Annotated in this window: 14 protein-coding genes; 4 read left to right on the top strand and 10 right to left on the bottom strand. The window is 66.1% G+C overall.

The genetic code is table 11. The features are described 5' to 3' along the window. Nucleotides 1-110: 110 nt before the first annotated feature. From ACI1US_RS11935 to ACI1US_RS11920, 4 genes are all read right to left on the bottom strand, one after another. The gene (locus tag ACI1US_RS11935; protein WP_461640665.1) at nt 111-299 is read right to left on the bottom strand and encodes a hypothetical protein; all 189 of its coding nucleotides are present in this window, start codon (nt 297-299) and stop codon (nt 111-113) included. Between the two features lie 433 nt (nt 300-732). Then, on the bottom strand, nt 733-4,092 hold the full coding sequence (locus ACI1US_RS11930) for an ATP-binding protein (protein WP_461640664.1): 3,360 nt from the start codon (nt 4,090-4,092) through the stop codon (nt 733-735). Next, nucleotides 4,089-4,913, bottom strand: a complete 825-nt coding sequence (locus ACI1US_RS11925) for a DUF4194 domain-containing protein (RefSeq protein WP_461640663.1) — start codon at nt 4,911-4,913, stop codon at nt 4,089-4,091. Before ACI1US_RS11925 ends, ACI1US_RS11930 begins: the two co-directional genes overlap by 4 nt. Further along, a complete protein-coding gene (locus tag ACI1US_RS11920) occupies nt 4,906-6,408 on the bottom strand; it encodes a DUF3375 domain-containing protein (protein WP_461640662.1) in 1,503 nt (500 codons plus the stop codon). Before ACI1US_RS11920 ends, ACI1US_RS11925 begins: the two co-directional genes overlap by 8 nt. Nucleotides 6,409-6,522: 114 nt before the next feature. Between ACI1US_RS11920 and ACI1US_RS11915 the strand changes: the two genes are divergently transcribed. The 3 genes from ACI1US_RS11915 to ACI1US_RS11905 all read left to right on the top strand — a co-directional run bounded on the left by ACI1US_RS11915 (nt 6,523) and on the right by ACI1US_RS11905 (nt 8,749). After that, entirely contained in the window at nt 6,523-7,464 is a 942-nt protein-coding gene (locus ACI1US_RS11915; protein ID WP_461640661.1) for a hypothetical protein, read from the top strand. Then, nucleotides 7,461-8,243 (top strand): hypothetical protein, encoded by a 783-nt coding sequence (locus ACI1US_RS11910; protein ID WP_461640660.1) that lies wholly within the window; start codon nt 7,461-7,463, stop codon nt 8,241-8,243. Before ACI1US_RS11915 ends, ACI1US_RS11910 begins: the two co-directional genes overlap by 4 nt. Before the next feature lie 203 nt (nt 8,244-8,446). Continuing rightward, nucleotides 8,447-8,749 (top strand): hypothetical protein, encoded by a 303-nt coding sequence (locus tag ACI1US_RS11905; protein WP_461640659.1) that lies wholly within the window; start codon nt 8,447-8,449, stop codon nt 8,747-8,749. 82 nt (nt 8,750-8,831) lie between these two features. Here the strand turns inward: ACI1US_RS11905 and ACI1US_RS11900 are convergent, their stop codons facing one another. Then, the gene (locus tag ACI1US_RS11900; RefSeq protein WP_461640658.1) at nt 8,832-10,256 is read right to left on the bottom strand and encodes an MFS transporter; all 1,425 of its coding nucleotides are present in this window, start codon (nt 10,254-10,256) and stop codon (nt 8,832-8,834) included. A gap of 141 nt (nt 10,257-10,397) precedes the next feature. Here ACI1US_RS11900 and ACI1US_RS11895 point away from each other — a divergent pair, with 141 nt between their 5' ends. Next, the gene (locus ACI1US_RS11895) at nt 10,398-11,231 is read left to right on the top strand and encodes a heavy-metal-associated domain-containing protein (RefSeq protein ID WP_461640657.1); all 834 of its coding nucleotides are present in this window, start codon (nt 10,398-10,400) and stop codon (nt 11,229-11,231) included. A gap of 61 nt (nt 11,232-11,292) precedes the next feature. On the opposite strand, the gene ACI1US_RS11890 is transcribed toward ACI1US_RS11895, so the two are convergent. From ACI1US_RS11890 to ACI1US_RS11870, 5 genes are all read right to left on the bottom strand, one after another. Further along, a complete protein-coding gene (locus tag ACI1US_RS11890) occupies nt 11,293-12,438 on the bottom strand; it encodes a variant leucine-rich repeat-containing protein (protein ID WP_461640656.1) in 1,146 nt (381 codons plus the stop codon). Nucleotides 12,439-12,498: 60 nt separating this feature from the next. Beyond that, nucleotides 12,499-14,850, bottom strand: coding sequence for a hypothetical protein (locus tag ACI1US_RS11885; RefSeq protein ID WP_461640655.1), 2,352 nt, complete (start codon nt 14,848-14,850; stop codon nt 12,499-12,501). Nucleotides 14,851-15,148: 298 nt separating this feature from the next. Beyond that, a complete protein-coding gene (locus ACI1US_RS11880; RefSeq protein ID WP_461640654.1) occupies nt 15,149-15,964 on the bottom strand; it encodes a hypothetical protein in 816 nt (271 codons plus the stop codon). A gap of 35 nt (nt 15,965-15,999) precedes the next feature. Beyond that, complete coding sequence (locus tag ACI1US_RS11875; RefSeq protein ID WP_461640653.1) at nt 16,000-16,812, bottom strand: DUF2690 domain-containing protein; 813 nt, start codon at nt 16,810-16,812, stop codon at nt 16,000-16,002. Nucleotides 16,813-17,130: 318 nt separating this feature from the next. Next, entirely contained in the window at nt 17,131-18,507 is a 1,377-nt protein-coding gene (locus ACI1US_RS11870; RefSeq protein ID WP_416550150.1) for an aldehyde dehydrogenase family protein, read from the bottom strand. Nucleotides 18,508-18,910: the final 403 nt, after the last annotated feature.

Raw genomic sequence — 18,910 nt, 5'->3', positions numbered from 1 at the left:
CGCTCGGGCGGCCCTTCAGACATGCACAGTAGCAGGGAGGGGTCGGGCACGCGCCTCCGGACTGTGCCCGTGCGGGCCGAACAAAGAAACTCGCGTGCTGTGGGGAACGGTTACCGCTTGCGGCGAGCAATCTTCCGCTGCAGGACCCGCTTCTTCCGCTCGAGCCGGGCAACCGACCAGAGTCCCCTGGCGACTACGTTGCCTGCCTCAGTGAGATTTGGGAGGCCTTCGGCGGCGAGCTCGGCATTGATCCGCTCGTCGCCTTGTTCCCTGAATCGGTCCGTAATTTCACGGGTCATGCGCGCTTCCGAGGAGTTGTAGGGGTGCGCCGCGAGCTCCAGCGAGCAGCTAGTTTGCCCAGATCCGACCTCCACAGCGTCTCGGTCCCACCGAAATTTCCACCATTCGCGCACCCTTGGCGCAACATATGACACCCCTGGGCTCGACCGCTCTTGGCCGCTCTTGGCCGCTCTTGGCCGCTCTTGGCCGCTCTTGGCCGCTCCACAATCGAGGGTGCAGACCCGAGCGCTCAGCTCGTGCCCGCGACGTGCCCAGTCACCCGGAATGCTGCCACACGCGCATCCTCACACCCCCGATTAATCCGTTCCGACCCGTTCCCACCCCACGCTGGGGTCGGCCTAGATTAATAGGGTCGGAGAGGATGGGAGGGGTGGCCCCCCGCACCTGTCCCCCGCCCTCGGCTACCCGGGGCGGGGAGGTGGAACCGGAACCCTAGCGGGCTCCCGCCGCCAGCCCCACCTTCGGCTTCGCCCACGACCTGCCGCTCGTGTCCTTCAAGATGTCGTACTCGACGTCGACGTGCGGCTCGATCGCGCTGTACTTGTCGTTCGGTGCGCCGATGATGAGCTGGAATCCGAGGCCCCGCCACGCACCGATCGCGCGCTTCGTGAAGTGCGCGTCGGCCTTGATGAGGGCCTCATCGAGGAAGACGGGGGCGTAGCGCGGCCGCTCGGAGCCTGCGTCACCGAGCTGGTAGCGCAACGCCGCACCGACGATAAACGCGATGAGCTCCTGCGACTCGCCACCAGACTTCTCGCCGATGTGGTCGAAGAGCGCCGCGTGCTGCCCAGTATCGGCGTGCACCTTCTCGGCGCTCACGCGCACGTGGTTGCGCACGTCAACGAGCTCAGCGAAGTCGGGCGCTGAGCGGCGGATCCGCCCGATGAACTTCTTCATCCGCTCGTATGCCTGCTCGCGATCCGCATCGTTCTCTGCCGAGGCGATGAGCGAGCGCACCTCGCGCAGCTCGGCCCGGAAGCGACGCCGCGCCTCGGACTGGTTCTCGCGCGGGGTGATCTGCAGCCGGTGTTCGTCGTCGTAGAACGGCAGATCACGCATGATCGCGTTGATCGGCTCGATGCGCTCCTTGATTTCGCGCAGCGACCGGCTGAGGGTCGAGTCGAGGTTGGTGAGGTCGTTGCCCGAGAGCTTGAGCAGGCTGTGCTTCCACTCGGTTTCGAGCTCGTGCAGCCCGCTCGTCTCGAGCTCTTCGAGGATCCGCTCGAAGTCCTTCAGCGAAGAGTCCGGGTCGGCGCGGAGGTTCGGGTTCGGCCAGCTCTCGAGGAAGCTTTCGAGTGCGCGCTTCAGGTGGTCGCGCTGCTCTTCAAGGGTGTCTTGCGCAGTCGCCTGGTCGTCGGCGAGCAGCTTGGAGGCGCTGAGGAACGCCGCATCGAAGCTCGCGAGCGTCTCGCTCTTGCTCCGCTCGCGGGCGGTCGCTGGCGCGCTGAAGCGCTCATCGAGGTAGGCGGCCTGTGCCTGGGTGAGCTCCCGCTCCGCGTCCTCCGCGTCGTCGATGGCCTGCTGGGCGGTGTCGACCTCATCGGTGACGTCGGCCCAGCGTGCGGCGATCCGCTCCTGCTGCTCCTCTGCGCGGCCGACGAGCTTCTGCAGCCCCTCGTGCTTGAGCTTGAGGCCCGCAATCTGCTCGTTCAGCGACTCGATCTCGGGGCTGCCGGTGACGAGCTCGCCGACAATCCGCTCCCAGTTGGCAAGCTCGACTTCGAGGCTCGCAACGTCAATTTGCTCCCAGCTGAGCTCGCTCACCTTCAGGTAGGCCGCGTGCTTCGCGTCGAGCGCGTCGAGGCCCGATGCGGCCTCGCGCTCGGCCCGCTCGGCGGCGAGGATCTGCGCCTCAAGGTTCGTGAGCTGCTCGGTGAGATCCGCGAGCCTGAGCTGGTTCGAGAACCCGAGCACGTTCTGCTTGCCGTGACCGCCGTGCGCGCCGCGCGCGCCCTGCGACATCTGCCCGGAGATCGTGATCGCCATCGCGTGCTTCGACAGCGTCGCCGGGTCGTCGATGCAGGCGAAGCCGAAGCGGTCAGCGAGGCGCCCTTCGAGCCACCCGGTGAACGGGGTGTCGCGCACGTCGAGCCTGCCGGGAAGGCCTGCGGGATCGAGGCGGGCCGTCCTGCGCAGCCCGGTCGGCACACCCTCGTAGCGTAGGCGGGTCGGCATGCGGAGTTCGTTGATCGCGGCCCGGAACACGGGCAGCAGCCCGTCGTCGATGAGCAGCGTCGTCGCGAAGCCGCCGAGGGCGAGGTTGAACGCCTCCCGCCAGGGCTCGAACTCGGTGCGCACCTCGACGAGCTCGCCGACGAACGGCAGCTCTTCGGGGGTGAGCCCGGCTGCGCGCGCGAGCACCTCGCGCGCCTCGTGCAGGTGGCTCGGAATGTTGCCGCGCAGGCCGGCAGCCCGGCCACGCTCGGCGGTGAGCTCAGCGACCTGAGCGCGGAGCGCGTTGGTCGCGCCGCGGGCATCGGCGTAGCCGTCGCGCACGCTCGCCTTCGATTTTGGATCCGCGAGGGCTTGCTGCGCGCGGGCCACGAGGGCGCGGAACGCCTTCTCCGTGGTCACTTCCTCGCCGAGCTCCGCGGCGGCCTCGTCGAATCGACGCCTGGTCTCGCGGACGATCGCCAGCCGCTTCTCGACGATCGACAGGTCGCGCTCGGCACGCTCGATGCGGTCGCCGCCCGAGTTACGCAGCACCTCGATGAGCCCGTCGCGCTCAGCCTCCACGGCCGACGCGAGCGTCTGCTGCGTGCGCACCTCCTGGTCGGCGTTCGCTTTCTCCTGCTGGAGTTCCGCCTCGACATCGCGCAGCAGCGAGAGCCTGCGGGTGTTCCGCCAGAGCGCCGAGAGCGACGTGGGGTCGGCAAAACGGCCGATCTCGTCGATGAGTCGGAGCTGATCGGCTGCGGCCGTGATCCTGCCACGCATGTCGCGGATCGGGCTCAGCGCGCGCACCTGCCGCTGCGCGGTGACCATGCGCAGGCGCGTCTCTTCGAGCTCGTCGAAGTGCGCGACGACGGCGTCGGCGGTGCCGAGGGTGTCTGGCTCCTCAAGCACCATCCGCTTGTAGAGTTCGTCGACCGTGGTGATCTGCTGGCCCGCCTGAATGCGCGCGAGCAGGCTCATCGCCTTCGACCCCGCACCGGCTGCCCCGATGCCGAGCACGGCGTGCATCTTCGCAGAGAACTCCCGGTCGGTGGAGAAGGTTTCGAGCCCCGCGGCCTTCACCGCGGAGTCGCTCAGGCGCTGACCGGCAGCGGCCTCGAGCGCGCTGAGGTCGAGCGGCCCGTCGCAGGTCGCGCGCACGCGCACCGTGTCCTCGATGATGCGCGCGGTCGCCGGGATGTACCAGGCCCGCACGGCCGTGAACTGCGAACCGTCGTGGTCGGTCCAGGTCATCGCGATCGCGGTCCAGGTGTCCTCCCCGTCACCGCGCAGCACGCGCACGTGCGTGCCCTCGTCGGTGCGGGACTCGTCGAGCTTGCCGCGGCCGTACGAGAGAATATTGCGCTGCTCCTCGCCGCGCGAACGCCCCGAGACGCCGCCGTTCGAGGCACCGTTAAAGGGGGTCGTGTGCGGCATCATGAGCGCGATGTACGCGTCCATGAGGGTTGACTTGCCGGAGCCCGATCCGCCGCAGAACAGCGTCGCGTTCGGCGAGAACTTCACGCGGTGCGCGCCGTCGTAGCCGCCCCAGTTCACGAGCTGCAGCTCGTCGGCGATCCACTGCTGCCCGCGGGAGGCGGCAGGGATCAGTCCAAACAGTGTGTCGAGCATGGTCATGCTGATGCGCCCTCGTGATCCTGTTCAGTGGTGTCTTGCTCGGCGGTGTCTTGCTCGGCGGTGTCTTGCTCGGCGGTGTCGGTGGGATCGGGATCCGCGACCGGCTGGGCTGGCGCCGCCGCCGGAGCGGTCTGCTCGCGCAGCCAGCCCTGCAGTTCGCGAAGCCGGTCCGCGCTCAGCACGACCTCGACGAGCGGGGTGATCGTGAAGCGCCCCTCGGTCTCTTCCTCGACGATGCCCTCCTGGCGGAGCCGGCCGAGCGCGCTGCGCACGGTCTTCTGCCTGGCCGCGGGGTTGCCCTCCTGCTCGTTGAAGTAGCTGAGCACGGTCTGCTCGATCTCTTCGACGTCGATCCGCACGGCGAGCTCCCCCGCCGTCGACTCGCGCTGGTACACGGTGCGGAGGTAAACGAGCACGAGCGTCTCTGCCCGGTTATACGACTCGTCGCGCAGCAGCACGGGCACCTCGAGCTCCTCCGAGCGCACCTGCTGCTTGTAGGCGACTCCGCGCTCGGGGTCGACGATGAGCCGCACGAACAGGTCGTGCAGCCGCGACTCGATGACCTGCTGATTCTCGAGGAGCACCGCCCACTCGTCGCTGTGCTTGTCGGCGAAGATGACTCGGCGCTGCAGCAGCCGCACGAGCACCCGGCGCACGGCGGGTTCAAGCACTCCGCGATCCCCCGCGAAGTATTCCTCGGGGTCGTTCTCCATCGCGACGGGCGCGACGAAGGGAGCCCCGGCGGCGGGCGCTTCGGTGCCGGGCGCTTCGGTGCCGGTTGCTTCGGTGTCGCGCACTTCAGCTGCGGTCTGGTCAGTCATGCGTGTCATCTTTCAGTGTGCGCGCGGTCACCGCGCCGAAGGCGAACTGGCGGGTGGTCCCGTCGGGGCGCAACGCCTCGACGACGGAGACCTCGCCGCTTTCGGTGAGGCCGTTGCGGTGTGCAATTTCGAGGAGGCCGAGCAGGTCAGCCGGGCGGCGGTTCACGTCGCTGGCGATTCCCGAGAACGCCTCGGCGAGATCAAAGTGGTCGCCGGCGATGCCCGCGACGTAGTCCTCAAGCTCAGTGTAGTTCGGGCCGCCCCACGCACGCGTATCGGCGTCGACAAACTCTGCGCGCTCGGCAGCCTCGCGGGCTGCGCTCAGCGGCACGGGAGTGTTCGGAGGGCGCGGATCGCTCACGGTCTGCCTGAGGTGGCCGATGCCTGCGGTCGGGAGGCTCCGCAGTGGATCGATCCGATCCCCCGCCTTCGACTCCGGCACCCACGCCTGCAGGCCCGCCATGACGCTGCGCAGCAGGTGATCGACCTCGCGGTCGCGGATCGGATCGTGCGTGCGCACCTGCGTCGTGATGACGTGCGAGGCGCGGCGCTGCGCACCGAGCACCTCCTCGACGCCCTGTTCGACGCGCTTCGCGATCGCGCGCAGGTCGTTCCGCTGCTCCGCGCTCATGTGGCGTGTGAAGGGCTTCCCGAGGAGGTTCTGCAGCTGCTCAGTGAGGTTGTCGATGTGTTCGGGATCGCCGATGAGTTCGAGCGCACCCGCGAAGGCACGCCCCTCCGGCGTCGCCTCCATGACGTGCTCGCCGCGGTGCAGGTACTCGCGGAGCACTTCGCCCGCGGGGCGCTCGTCACGGCGCAGCTGGGCCAGAACGTCACGCTGCATCGCGTTGATCGACTCGGCGACGCGCACGAAGTCGGCCGGCAGCTCGCGCGACAGGTGCAGCACGTTCTCGGTGTCTTCGAGCAGCTGGTCGTCGTCGATGGGGTCGAGCTCGCCGTCCTCGGCCTCGATCCGCTCGATCATCGCGATCTCGGCGTCGAGCGCCGCCCGCTCGTCGCGGAGCCTCGCGAGCCGGATCTGCGGGTCGGTCTCGGCGCTCTGCGTGAGCTGCTCGACCGATTCGAGGAGCGTCCGCACGCGCGACCGCGACACCTTCGCGCGGCCGCCGCCAGCGCGGCCGGCGACCTCAAGCGCCCCGACGGCCTGCGCCGACAGCTTGTACAGCTCGACGCCGTCGTGGATCTGCGGCACGAGCCAGCCGACACGCGCCCAGTAGCGGCAGATGTCGCGGCCCGAACCGTTCGGCAGTGTCCGGTCGCCGAGGTCGTAGCCCGCGGCCCGCAGCTCCTCGACGAAGGTGCCCACCTCGACGTGCGCGTCGGCGATCGGCACGCTCGCCCGCTCGGCGGAGAACATCACCGAGAGCACCGACACCACAAAGGGTGCATACCTGCCGTGCAGCAGATCGAGCGTCGGGTTCTTGAACGCTGCCACCGCACGCTGATACGCGGTCTCTGCTCTCGAACTTGTCACCGATCAAGGATAGCGGGGTGTGGGGTGTTGCTCGGGCGCGGCGGACTCAGCGTGCACCCCGGTGCTTTCAAAAAGTATTAGCTAAATTGAAATATCGCTGTTTAACTAATATGCATGACTCTCATTCAGCGCGCGACCCTCAGTGAGGCCGACGTGTTCACGCACGCCGGATTCACTGTGCACGCTCGCAGCGCGACTGAGCTCGCTGTGTCTCGTGGGCTCGAGCGCTGGCAGGTGCACGTTATTCGGCAGGCGACGAGCCCGTCCGCGCGACAGATCGCCGAATCGAATGCACTACCGACCGGGGAGGTATTTCTGTTTGTTGTTCCCCGGGCAAGCAAGCGGGTGCTCTCCCTGATTTCCGAAGCACCGCGCGCCTGGCTGATGACTGGGGACGGGCACTCCATCCTTGCAGACAAGCTTCCGCCCGTTCATACGGAGAAGGCAACTGCCCGCGGAAGAGTACCTTGGGGCCGATACGCGCTCATGCGGGCCCTGCTACGCACGCCACTCCCTCGCACTCAGCAGCAGCTCGCTGCCGAAGTAGGTCTCACCCAGGGCGCTGTCTCTGTGGCACTAGAACGACTCGGCCCCCTCGCCGAGAAACGCTCGAACGGCTGGGTTACTGCGGACCCCGAGCAGGTCTGGGATGCTTTCATAGCCGAATATCCGGGGCCGGGTGGCGTGCGCACATTCTGGTACTCGCGCACCCCGTTCATCCGGCAGGCGGAGCTACTGCGCTCGCTGACGACGTTGTCTGCGGACGGGGCCGCGGATGAGCTCGCCCCGTGGCGCCAGCCGGTGCAGATCGTCGCATATGCGGAATCGCCCATAGACATGGAGGCCCTCGGGTTTTCACCCGCGACAGCGGCTGAAGCGTCCGTGACAATCACCATGCCGAAAGACCGCACCGTTTTCCACACCGCGAGCGCCTGGCAGAGCGGTGTTGCCGACACGCCTTTGGCTGCATGGGACCTGCGGGCAAGCGGCGGCCCAGACGCCGAGGAAGCAGTGGATCGGCTCAAAGCTTCCGTTCTGGGGGCCCTTGAATCATGATCGAGCCAAGCTACGGCACGTTCTCATCCTCACGAGCTGACGATCAGGCGTTCCTAGCGCTCCGCGACGCGGCACAGGTCACCGCAGACCTTCCTGATACCCGAGTAGTCGGCGGCATGATGGTATCCCTGCTCACGGAAGCGTTCCCGGCGCAAGGATTCGTTGTTCGCCGCACAGCGGACGTGGATGCCGCACTGTCGGTGCACATTGCTCAAGCCGGCGCGGTTCACGAGCGGCTCTGTGAGGTCGGCTACACAGCGTCGAGTGGGAACAGTTACCGCAAGGGTGACCAGGTCGTAGATCTTCTGGTCCCGTCACGGACCGGCCACTTCTCTTCGGAGGAGCATGGCGGGCGCGGCTTCGACGCGGTGCCCGGCCTATCGCTTGCGATCGCAGGACATCCAGTGACACATCACGTGGATGTACTGCTGTCGGACTACACATCGTTCCGGATCACAGTGCGAACGCCCAGCGTTGAGCACGCAGTTGTCCTCAAGGCATTGGCCGTCACGGGCCGAAGCCAGGCCAAAGACCTCATCGATCTGTATAACTTGCTACTCATCGCCGAGCAGCATCCCCACGAAGAGATTGGTGGGTGGCGCCTTCACGAAGTCCATACGAGAGGAGCGAGGTTCGACGCTTCGCGGCAACTCGCGCGACTACTCACCTTGCCCGGCCTGCGCGCCGCTGTCGAGGGGTCAGGGGTACCTGTCCCGGCGCTCACGCAGCTCATTCGCGCCCTAGCCACGCCGGAGTCACGCGGAGATACCGCACACTAGCGCGAGTCACGTGGGACGGGCGCCCGGTCAAGGTCGGGGACTTCGCTCCGTTCGCGGGTCATCGCCGTGGGCTACTGACTGACTCAACTTCCGCGCTCTCACAGTCAAGATTCACTCGGACTCGCAACTTTAGTAAGGTGGTTTACAGTATGGTCATTAAGCAAATGCTTTGCGGGTCAACCCGCACCCCAGAAAGGAATCTGATGTCTGTCATCGAGATGATTGAGTTCACCACCCTCCCAGACACCACGACCGAGAGCCTCGAAACCGCGCTGCTCGCGCTCGACGAGGAACTCGCGAGCCTCGGCGGGCTCGTCTCTCGCGAGCTGTTCCGCGTAGACGGAGCCGACAACGCTTGGCTACTCGACTACCGCTGGGCATCCCTCGAGACCGCGCAACGCTCCATGGGGGCGGTCAGCGAGAGCGCGGTGTTCGGTTCGCTGATGGCCCTCGTGGCCTCGCCAGAGACGATGAAGCTCACCTACGGGGTCCCCGCGACGGCCTAGCGCCGGGCCGCGGCGCGCCGGCCTCTATCGTCGGCGCGCCGCATGCCGCACTAAATCGGGGCCCTACTACACCCGCCCCAAGCTAGACCGGGCGCACGCAGGAACACTGCAGGGCAACGAGCGTGCCCTCGGCGATCGCGACTTCGTGGTGCCCGTGCTGCGGATCCTCGGCGTGAGCATGCGCCTGAGCGTGGGCGCGGGTATGAGCGCGCGGGCCAGCATGCCGGTGCGGCGCAGCGTCGGCGCGCTCGGGATCCGCGCCGGCCACACCCTGCCCCGCCGCCACATCGTCCACCGGCGCGACAACCTCAAACCCCGGCTCCGGCCGCCAGAGCGCGACCGCCGCGACTGCGCCGATCACGGCAAGGCCGGCGAGGATCCACCACGCAGTGAGGAAGCCGGCGCTCGTCGCCACCCAGCCCGCGATCGGGTAGGTGATGAGCCAGGCGAGGTGCGAGAGCGAGAACTGCGCCGCGAACACCTCCGGGATCGCGTTCGGTTCGACCGACCCGCGCAGCACCCTGCCCGTGGGGGTGATAATCATCGCCATGCCGCCGCCAATGACAGCCCACACGACCGCGGTGAGCGGCCAGCTCGCGAGTCCCGAGAGAGCGAGCGCGACGGCCCCGGCAACCGCAACAAGCAGCACGACCGCGCCGGTGAGCATCACCCTGCGGTCGGCCACCTTGCCGAGCAGCCGCGGCACGATGAGCGCGACGATGAGGGTGCCGCCGCCCGAAGCGGCCTGCATCCAGGCGACGCCGGACTGCTCGCCGCCGAGCACGTCGCGCACGAAGTTCACGGTGTTCACGACGACGATGGATCCCGCCGCGGCGACCACGAGGTTGAGCGCCATGAGGCCGCGCAGCCTCGGGGTGCGCATGAAGGTCCGCACGCCGGAGGCCACTCGATCCCACGCACCCGCGTGCGCGCTGGGCCGCGCGTTCGGGATCCGCGTCGAGAGCACCAAGACTGCCGAGAGCGCGAAACCGACTGCGGTACCAACGAACAGCACGTTGAACGTCATGAAGCTCAGCGCGACCGCCGCGAGCACGGGGCTCAGCAGACTCTCCATTGTGGTGGCAACCTGCGAGGCGGCGAGCGCCTTCGTGTAGTTCTCCTCATCTGTGACGATGTCAGGGATCACGGCCTGGAACGTCGGAGTGAACGCCGCAGAGGCGGACTGCAGCAGCGCAATGAGCACGTAGATCTGCCAGATCTCGGTGACGAACGGCAGCATGAGCACGACGCCGGCGCGCACGACATCGAGCAGCACGAGGAACATGCGGCGCGGCAGCCGATCAACGTAGGCCGCGGCCAGCGGCGCGATCACGACGTACATCACCATCTTGATGGTGAGTGCGGTGCCGAGGACGGCGCCGGCGCTCGGGCCCGCGAGCTCGTAGGCGAGGAGGCCGAGCGCGACGGTGGCGAGGCCGGTTCCGAAGAGCGCAACGATCTGGGCCGCGAACAGCCGCCGGAAGTCGCGGATTGCCAGCAGACCCATTGACATCACCTTTCGATTGCTGCGACTCTTCTTGTGTCGCTCACAACAAACATATACCCCCACGGGGTATGCTGCAATGAATGTTACGTGCGGCGACTCCCCAGCTTCCCGCACCGCAATTCGCAATCTAAGGAGCACACCATGGGAACCGCTGCACACGATCCGCACGCTGAGCACACGGGCCACAAGGACCACACGGGCCACACGGGCCATACGCCTCAGGATCCGCACGCCGACCACGACATGTCGACAACCTTCGGCCTCGCACAGACAGAGGACGGCTACCGGATAGGCAAGGTCAGCGCCCCAGGCAGCGCGAACGAACCCGGCACCCTCTCCTTCGTAATCAGCGGTCCCGACGGCGACGCCGTCGCTGACTTCACCGAGGAGCACGAGAAGAAGCTGCACCTCATCGTCGCGCGCAGCGACGGTGCCCACTTCCATCACGTGCACCCCACGATGGACGCGGCAGGTACGTGGTCCGTGCCGTGGCAGTGGGACGCACCCGGCAGCTACCGTGCGTTCGCGGATTTCATCCCGACCGCCACCGGCGCAGGCCTCACCCTCTCGGCAACGGTCGAGGTCGCCGCGGAGACCCCCGGCGAGCTCGCGCTCCACCCGGCAACCCCGCGCACCGAAACCAGCGTCGGCGGCTACGACGTCACGGTGAGCGGATCCATCACCCCGAACCACGGCAGCGAACTCCAGTTCACGGTGAGCCGCGACGGCGAACCGGTCACGGCGCTCGAACCGTACCTGGGGGCGTTCGGGCACCTCGTCGCGCTGCGCGACGGCGACCTCGCCTACCTGCACGTGCATCCGCACGGCGACGCCCCGCAGCCCGGCGCAACCTCGGGGCCGCACATCGCCTTCGAGATCACCGCCCCCACACCGGGGCGCTACCTACTGTTCCTTGATTTCCAGGTCGCGGGCGAGGTGTTCACCGCGCCGCTCGTCATCGACACCGTCGGGTGAGGCGGGCGGCTGGCCGATCGAGCAGGGGCGTTGGTGTACTTCCCTGGCCTGTGGCCCACCCTTACTGTTCGGCGAGGAGCGCCCAGAACACCTGGGTGAGGTCTGTGCTCGGATTTGGGTAGTTGAGCAGCACCACTTTTCCGTGATGTTCCACCGTAAACACGGGGGAACTACTCCCTGCAGAGAGACGTTCAAGTATCCCTTCGAGGCGGTCAGCGAGCGTGCGGGCGTCGGCGTCTGTCTCGTGGGCAAACGCGATAGTCATCGTCATGACTGAGTCCTGCTCACTGACAGCACTCCCGAACCCGGTTACCGCGACATCCTGCATAAGCGGCTGCGCTGTAAGCCCATGGCTCTTCCCTACCGTGACAAAGAACGGCTCTTTCTCGACAAGCGCTTCCATGAGCTGCGAGGCTGCGGGATGCACTGCCAGCGAGTCGGCTCGACTAGCTGGTGGCCCCGGGGGCTCGCTGCCGGCCTCGTTCGCATACACCACCCCGTCGGCCAGAGTGTATTGGAAGCGCTCAGCTTGGTCACCCCACACGCCGCCAGGCTGTTGCCGCAGCTGATTGGAGAGGCCGGCCTCGCTGAAGTCCCCGTCAATCGCGAGAGAGAAATCGAGCTTAGAGCCTCGCTGAGCGAGCATCGTTGCTTCACCACCGAGGACATCAATGAAAGACAGCCCGTAGAGCGGGTCGCCGCAATCGGCAAAGAACGGCGACATCCCGAGCTTGTCTTCCCCGGCCGCGGCTTCCACCGCAGGGTCTGTCGGGCCCAGCTGATGCTTCAGGTCGACCGCGGTGAAGCAGAACTCCTCGGCAGGATCAATGCCTCGTACCAGAGACAGCGAGTCCACCAGTTCTTTTTTGTCTGGCCGGAGGAACAGGGAGACACCGACCGCTGTTGCCGCGACAGCGACCGCGACGGCCGCAGCTCCGATGAGAAGCCAGGTTTTGCGAGACTTCTGCAACTTGGCCTGGGCTCTGGGAGCGGGCGCGTGCACGGCCGACGTCGGATGCGCTGGCAACGGTGCTGACGTGAAGCCCTGTTGTCGCATCCACTCGATGAGCTCGGGGTAGGCGTTTGGGTGCAGCGAGACCGCGGTCCAGAAGTCGCGGTGCGAGCTGGCAATGGCCGCGAGCGTTTCGGCCGGTGTGGTCGGGTCGGCGAGGAGCCGAGCTGCGTCATGCGGGTTCTCAATGTACATGCTGGCCTTTCTGTGCAAGCCGGGAAGACCTCTCTCTCCCGGCCGGCGATGGTGTTCGATCTAGATGTGCCCGGCGTCGAATGTGCGCACCCCATACTTTGGGGCGACCGCGCTGTTCCAGAGCTCCGCGAATGCCTCTTTCGGGCCGTCTGAGGCCTTCGCGGAAGCTCTCCCTGCCTGAGACAGTGATGCACAGCCGGCGACATTTGCTGACTCCGCCCACGCGACGTACTCGACGTTCGCCGCGTGCGAGTGCCGGATTGCGTCGACGAGTTCGTCAAGCAGACGTTGTCCCTGCGGAATCCGATCGATGGGCATCGCATCGAGCGCTTCAAGGAGTTCAGCACGGTTCTCCCGCACCGCTTGCATGGTGGCGATGCTGTCGCCGTAGCCACCGGCTGGTGCGGTGCAATGCTCAAGTTTTGGAAGCGCATCCTTGACCAGCGCGCGACCGGCGTAGGCCTTCTCGAGGACCTCGATCATGTAGCGAACCTGATCTTCAGCTGTCTCCCCTGGCGCCTGCACCGAGAATGCTCCAGCTTCCTTCGATACGTCCTCAACCGTGCGCACGTCGCTGCCCAGTAGGACAAAAATGTAGCGGACCAGTCGCTGTTGGTCGGCGGTCTTCTCACCGGCGCTGTCGCGAACGGTGAGCGTACCGATGTCGTAGTCGAGCGTGAGCACGCTGCCGTCGCTCATCTGTGCAATGTAACGCCCGAGCCGCTCATCGAAGTGCAGAGCTCCCCTTGCCTCGGGGCTCGCCGGCTGCGTCGCGCCCTGGGAATAGCTGCGAGGGGTGCCATCCGCCGGCTGGTAGACGAGGTAACTGGGCTCGGTGAGGGTGATGCCGCATACGAGCACCCAACCGTCTGACAGTTCAGCCCAAGCGAGCAGCACAGTGTCCGCCGGGCACGCCGCAGGGATAGCCGTGGAAATCTGCACATCGGAAGCCCGCTGGAGCGTTGCGCCTGCCGCGCTCTCCGCTGGGCCGAGAAACGAATAACGGTCAATGATGTGTGAGCCCTCGGCGGTCGTGCAGTCCACACACTTCGGGTGACCGATGAGTACGCCCAGCGGCCCGCCGGTAATCTCACTAATATCCGTGATCTCTGGGAACTCAAAAGCACCTTGCCATTCCCCGGTTACCCCGTCGAACACCTCAACGCTAGAGACCGAGCGGGCGTCAGCCCCGAGCCCTTCTTCGGTGTTGAACACGAGCACTTCGTTCGCCGCGACGACGACCGTACCCCCAGTGATGTCGAGCGGAGCCTCGGTGCCACTGCGAAGTCCAACGACTGCATACCCCGATCCCTCGTCCCCGTTACGGCGGAGCAGCACGCCCTGTTCCTCGCCTTGCTGCACGAGATTTGGGTACTGAAGATTGCCAGGCATCCCGCCGGGAAAGGCCCAGAGCTGCTCACGAGTAGCCAAGTCGAAGACTCTGGTTCCGCCATCACTGGAGATGAGCAGAAGCTCGTTTTCCTCTCCGAGGACGCTCCAGGTAAACGCGTCAACTTCTACGAGCACCTCCTCCCGCGGTGCGTCGCAGCCGGTTCCGATGTATGAGATCTGCCCGGCGCCGGAGAGCCAGACGCAATCAGGCACGCGCGCGTTTCCCACACTCCCGGCGAATATCCCGCCCACGGCTTCGCTGCCGACGTATTGGCCCTCAGCCGAGAATTTGTCGATGGCTTCCTCTCGCAGCACCTCGATTCCGTCGGTGGAGTAGCGAACGCTGCCGAACTCTGCGTGCGCCGCAAACCCAATGCCCTGCTCGCCCACCGTGCTCAGCTGGGCGTCGCCCCCGAGCAGCGAGCTGCACGCGGCTTCAGCCCCGTCGGGGGACACGGCGCATGAGAGTGGATCCCCCGCGGCCGCGTCATCCCACAGCACGTCTCCCTGCTCTGCGTCGAGGAGCGCCCAGCGAGGCGGCGTCACGCCACGGCTTTCCTCGGTCGTGTAGTTGAGGAGCACACCAGAGTCGATTTGGATCGGCTGGTACGAGCGGCTCGCCTCGTTGATATTGCCGAGCATCCTTGGGAGGTGGCCAGTCAGCTGCCCGTCGGGGTGGAGGTCGGCACCCTCCAGGCTCCATTTCAGCTCGATTCCATCTGCGAATGTGGGCGGTGCGACCTGTTCGAGACCGGCGTTGCTGGTCTGCGCAGCAGCGGTGTCGGCACCTGAGGAGCCCTGAAATGGCCAGGTGTTCGTCAGAGCAAGCGCCGCGCCCGCCCCCGAGAGCACGAGTACCCCGGCGATCACTGACGCCGCTACCGCCGAAGCTCTCTTGCGTCCGTGTTCGAGCTGTGGAGCGTCAGGAGGAGTGAGCGCTCCCAAGCCCGGCGGAGGGGGCACGCCCCGGCCAGGCTGCGTCGACGACTCAGCGGAGGTGTTCGTATCGTTCGAGTTCATACGTGCTTCTCTATCTCTTCCTTGAGAACCGGTCCGGCATGCCGAGTGCCGCTGAGCGCGCGCCTCGGGCGTACGCCCCGGCGACTCAGTCACGCTAAGTGTCAGCCTCCCGAGGTTGGTGCCTCATGGGTAGGCAACGGCGCTCGGATACTGCCCTTCCCGGTTACCGTAGGGGTCAGTCATACTGTCTCGGAAGAAGCTTGTCTCTCACAACCGCTGTGAGGGCAGCAGGTGTTCGGCTTTTTCGCTTCTTCCCGGTTTGGCCCCGAACCCCTGACAAGGCGTCAGGATCCCCGACTTAACCAGAGGCGGCGGTGACGCAGGTTCCGCCCGTCGCGACATCAGTGTTCGCAAATTGCTCGGCCGATTCGACGAGCCCATTCGCTACGTCGTAGCGCTGCACCTCGGCAGCGCACACGTCCGCACTGCCCGCGAGGTAGAACGTCGCGATGCCGTCACCGTACCTTGGATACCCGTGGTCTTTGCCCCAGACCTCCGTGGCGCGGATCGCGTCCACACCAATGACCCTGCTGTCGTGCGGAACGTTGGTGTTGAGCGCGCCGGCGAGCTGCACCGCGATCACTCCCTGGTCTGAACGGCCGGCGATAGTGGCCGTGTGTTCCCCTCCGCGAAGTACTCGGGTGCGCGAGAGTTCGCGGGGGTGTTCCTCTGCACTGATCCCGAGCACAAACGTCACGAACTCGTCCTCCGTATACCCGCGGTAGTGCATCGTGTGCCTCGTCTGCACCACGCCGACGAACACGGGTTCGTCACCATCGAAGGTGTACGAGTAGTGCTCTGCGGTAATCGTGTAATCGTCGCGACCAGGTAGCGGGGCCAGTTCGCGCCCGGACCCGAGTAGGGCCTCAGCGTCAAGTGTGGCAACCGCGCCATTAGGGAGCCGAACCTGCCCCTCACCGTCGAGACCCGCTTCGCTGGCGTGCGCGGCGGAAATCTCGAACGGGCCGAACTGCTGCCACTCTGTGGTCGCTTCGGTGCCGCGGTCCCCCGTGCAACCCGACAAGAGTAGTCCGCCCACTGCGGCGAGCGCGACTATGCGGGCGTGCGATCGCGTTCTCAAGATCGAGAGAAAGGATCCGGTTCTACCCCGCACAGCTGGAGCAGAGTAACTGCTGTGATGTGCGTGTGTCAGATACATAGCTTGGGCCCGAGGTCCTCGGTCTTGCCGTCCACCATGATTGTGGCCTGTCCGCAAATGCGTGCCGCGGTATCCGGCTCAATGATCATCGGGGTGTAGAGCGACTGCAGCCCGATGTCGGTGCGCGACTGCGATCGCTCGCTCTCGGGATCATCGAGCGGCCACACGCGCATCGTCATGGTGTTGCCCTCGGTCTTGTCGTCGTAGCGGGTGACCCGGCCCCACACCGCCATGCAGTCGTTCGAGTACATGAGTTGCACGTGCACGAGATTGTTCAGGCGCGCCTCAGATGCCGCGATCACCGCATCATCGCGACAGCTCGTCAGCATTGGGTCTACTCCGTTGTCCGCTGCGGTGAGGTGGCGCTGGTCTCCGGCGGCTTCTGCGGCGCCGACGCCCAGTGCGTTCATCGTGAGGCCGGTCGCGAGCGCGCCAATGAGCGCAGCCCCGGCCGCAATGGACAGGGTCTGCATGAGCGAGAAGCGACGCCCCGTCTGCGCGGCTTCAAACCCACCTTCTCCGATGTTGTTTCGCGGGTCTAGCGCGTTCCGGCGACTGCGCCATTCTTTGGGATTTCCCTGGAACAGTCCCACGAGCTTCAGCACCGTGTTCTCGGTCGGGAGCGCCTTGCCAGAGAATGCGACAGAGATGACGCTCTTTGATATTCCGGTCTGGTCGCTGATCGCGGCGAGTGTAGGGTTTCCCGCGGCGATCCTCAGGTCTCGCAGCCCCTCGGCAAAGGCTTCAATCGTGTCTCGTGTGTCTGAGCTCGTACCGCTCACTTCTGGCGAAGCAGTGTTCACAGTCTTCCCCTCTGGCATCCGTGTTCGGACGGCTCGAACCTCTCGTTTGGCTATCCGAAACCATTGTTTTTCCTGTCTCACCAACCATAGGCTGCGCCGCTCCCCTGTTCAGGCACGGCACATCCCGCCCCCGAACAATTCCCCCCAGAACCGCGAGATCTCGCGGGTTTGAATTTTCCGTTCGGCCCCCGAACGTGCGCGAGCAGGGTGGGTCCGAGGCCAAACGGAACGTGATTGCGCATCAGGCGTCTCACCCACAACGCACAGTGGGGGCGCGGGCCGAAGCCCGCGCCCCCACTGGAGCATCTCGCCGAAGAGTTAGGCAGACACGAAGTAGAGTCGCTTATTCGCGAACTCTCCGATGCCAACCGGGCCCATCTCACGGCCGAAGCCCGAGCGCTTCACGCCGCCGAACGGGATCTCCGCGGCCTCAGCCGCGATGATGTTCACGTGCGCCATGCCAACCTCAAGTTTCGAGGCGACGCGCGCCGCGCGTGCTTCGTCGGTCGAGAACACCGATCCACCCAGGCCGAGCGCGCAGTCGTTCGCGAGCTCGAGCGCCTCCTCGTCGCTGTGTACCTTGTACACGGTTGCGACGGGGCCGAAGATCTCCTCCTGGTACGACGCCGAGTCACGGGGCACGCCCGTGAGCACTGCGGGCGAGTAGTGCGCGCCGGGGCCGTCCGAGAGCACGCCGCCGGCTTCGAGGGTCGCGCCCTCTGCAACCGCGCGCTGTACCTGCGCGTTGACGGTCTCAGCCGCTGCACGCGTCGAGAGCGGAGCGAACTCGCCCTCGCCGAGGTTGAGCTGGTCGCCCGGGGTGAGGCCCGTAGCGAGCTTCTTCAGCTCGGCGACGAACTCGTCGTAGATGTCGGCCATGACAATCATCCGCTTGTTTGAGTTGCAGACCTGGCCGCCGTTGTACGTGCGGAACTCCCACGCGGTCTTCGCGATCTCTGCGACGTTGTCGCTGTCGAGCACGACCATCGGGTCGATGCCGCCGAGCTCGAGCACGGCCTTCTTGAGGTGCGTGCCCGCCTGTGCGCCGATGATCGCGCCTGCGCGCTCGGAGCCGGTGAGCGAGACACCCTGCACGCGGGGGTCAGCAATCATGGTGGCGATCTGGTCGTGCGAGGTGAAGACGGCCTGGTAGCCGCCGACCGGCACGCCAGCCTGCTCCATGATCTCCTGGATCACAAGGTTCGACTTCGCGCAGATGTCGGCGTGCTTGAGCAGGATCGTGTTGCCGAGCACGAGGTTCGGCGCCGCGAAGCGGGCGACCTGGTAGTACGGGAAGTTCCACGGCATCACGCCGAGCAGCACGCCGACGGGCAGCTGCTCGATGATGGCCTTGCCCGGGATCGTGCTCGGGATCTCGTAGTCCGTGATGAGGCCGGGGCCGTACACCGCGTAGTACTCGATGATGTCGGTCGCGAAATCGACCTCGTCGAGGCTCTCGGCAATGGACTTGCCCATCTCGACGGCGATGATCTCTGCGAGTTCCTCGCGGCGCTCCGCAAAGATCTCGGCGACCCGCTTCACGACAGCCGCGCGCTCCTGCACGCTGCGCTCTCGCCACTCGCGGAAGACGGCGTCCGAGCTGGCGAGGTGTTCCTCAACCTGAGCGTCGGTCGCAGATTCGAAGCTCTCGATGATCTCACCCGTTGCGGGGTTTTGTACTCGATACTTCGCCATGGATATCAGTTTCCTGTCTGCACCTGCGTGCAATAACGCGGCACCCAATGGAAATGCCGTTTTCTGTGTGATTGCGTCGACGACCGGCTCCGCCTCCCGGCCACTCCGGCGGTCAAGCGGTTCTACTCTATCGGGCCCCTCCTGAGGAATTCCGATACCGCGTCCGCTAAACCAACCACCCATCGATGATCTTCTGGCGGAACCAGCAACTTAGAGCACGGTATCGGGCAGTTTCGGCAATCAGGTGAGCTCTGTCGCGCGCTGGCTTCGCGCGCGGTCGATGCACACGTACACCGCGTCCCACATTTCGTAGCTGCCGTCGAGCAGCGGCAGTGCCACCGTGACCTCGCGCTCGCGAAAGACACCGCTGACGAGCGCGCTGCTCGTCGCCGCATCGAGTTCG

Origin of the sequence: Leucobacter sp. BZR 635, from assembly GCF_048061935.2 — a bacterium.
Taxonomy (GTDB): Bacteria; Actinomycetota; Actinomycetes; order Actinomycetales; family Microbacteriaceae; genus Leucobacter.
Note: the sequence above shows the minus strand (reverse complement) of the source record. Positions and strands in the feature narration are given on the sequence as shown.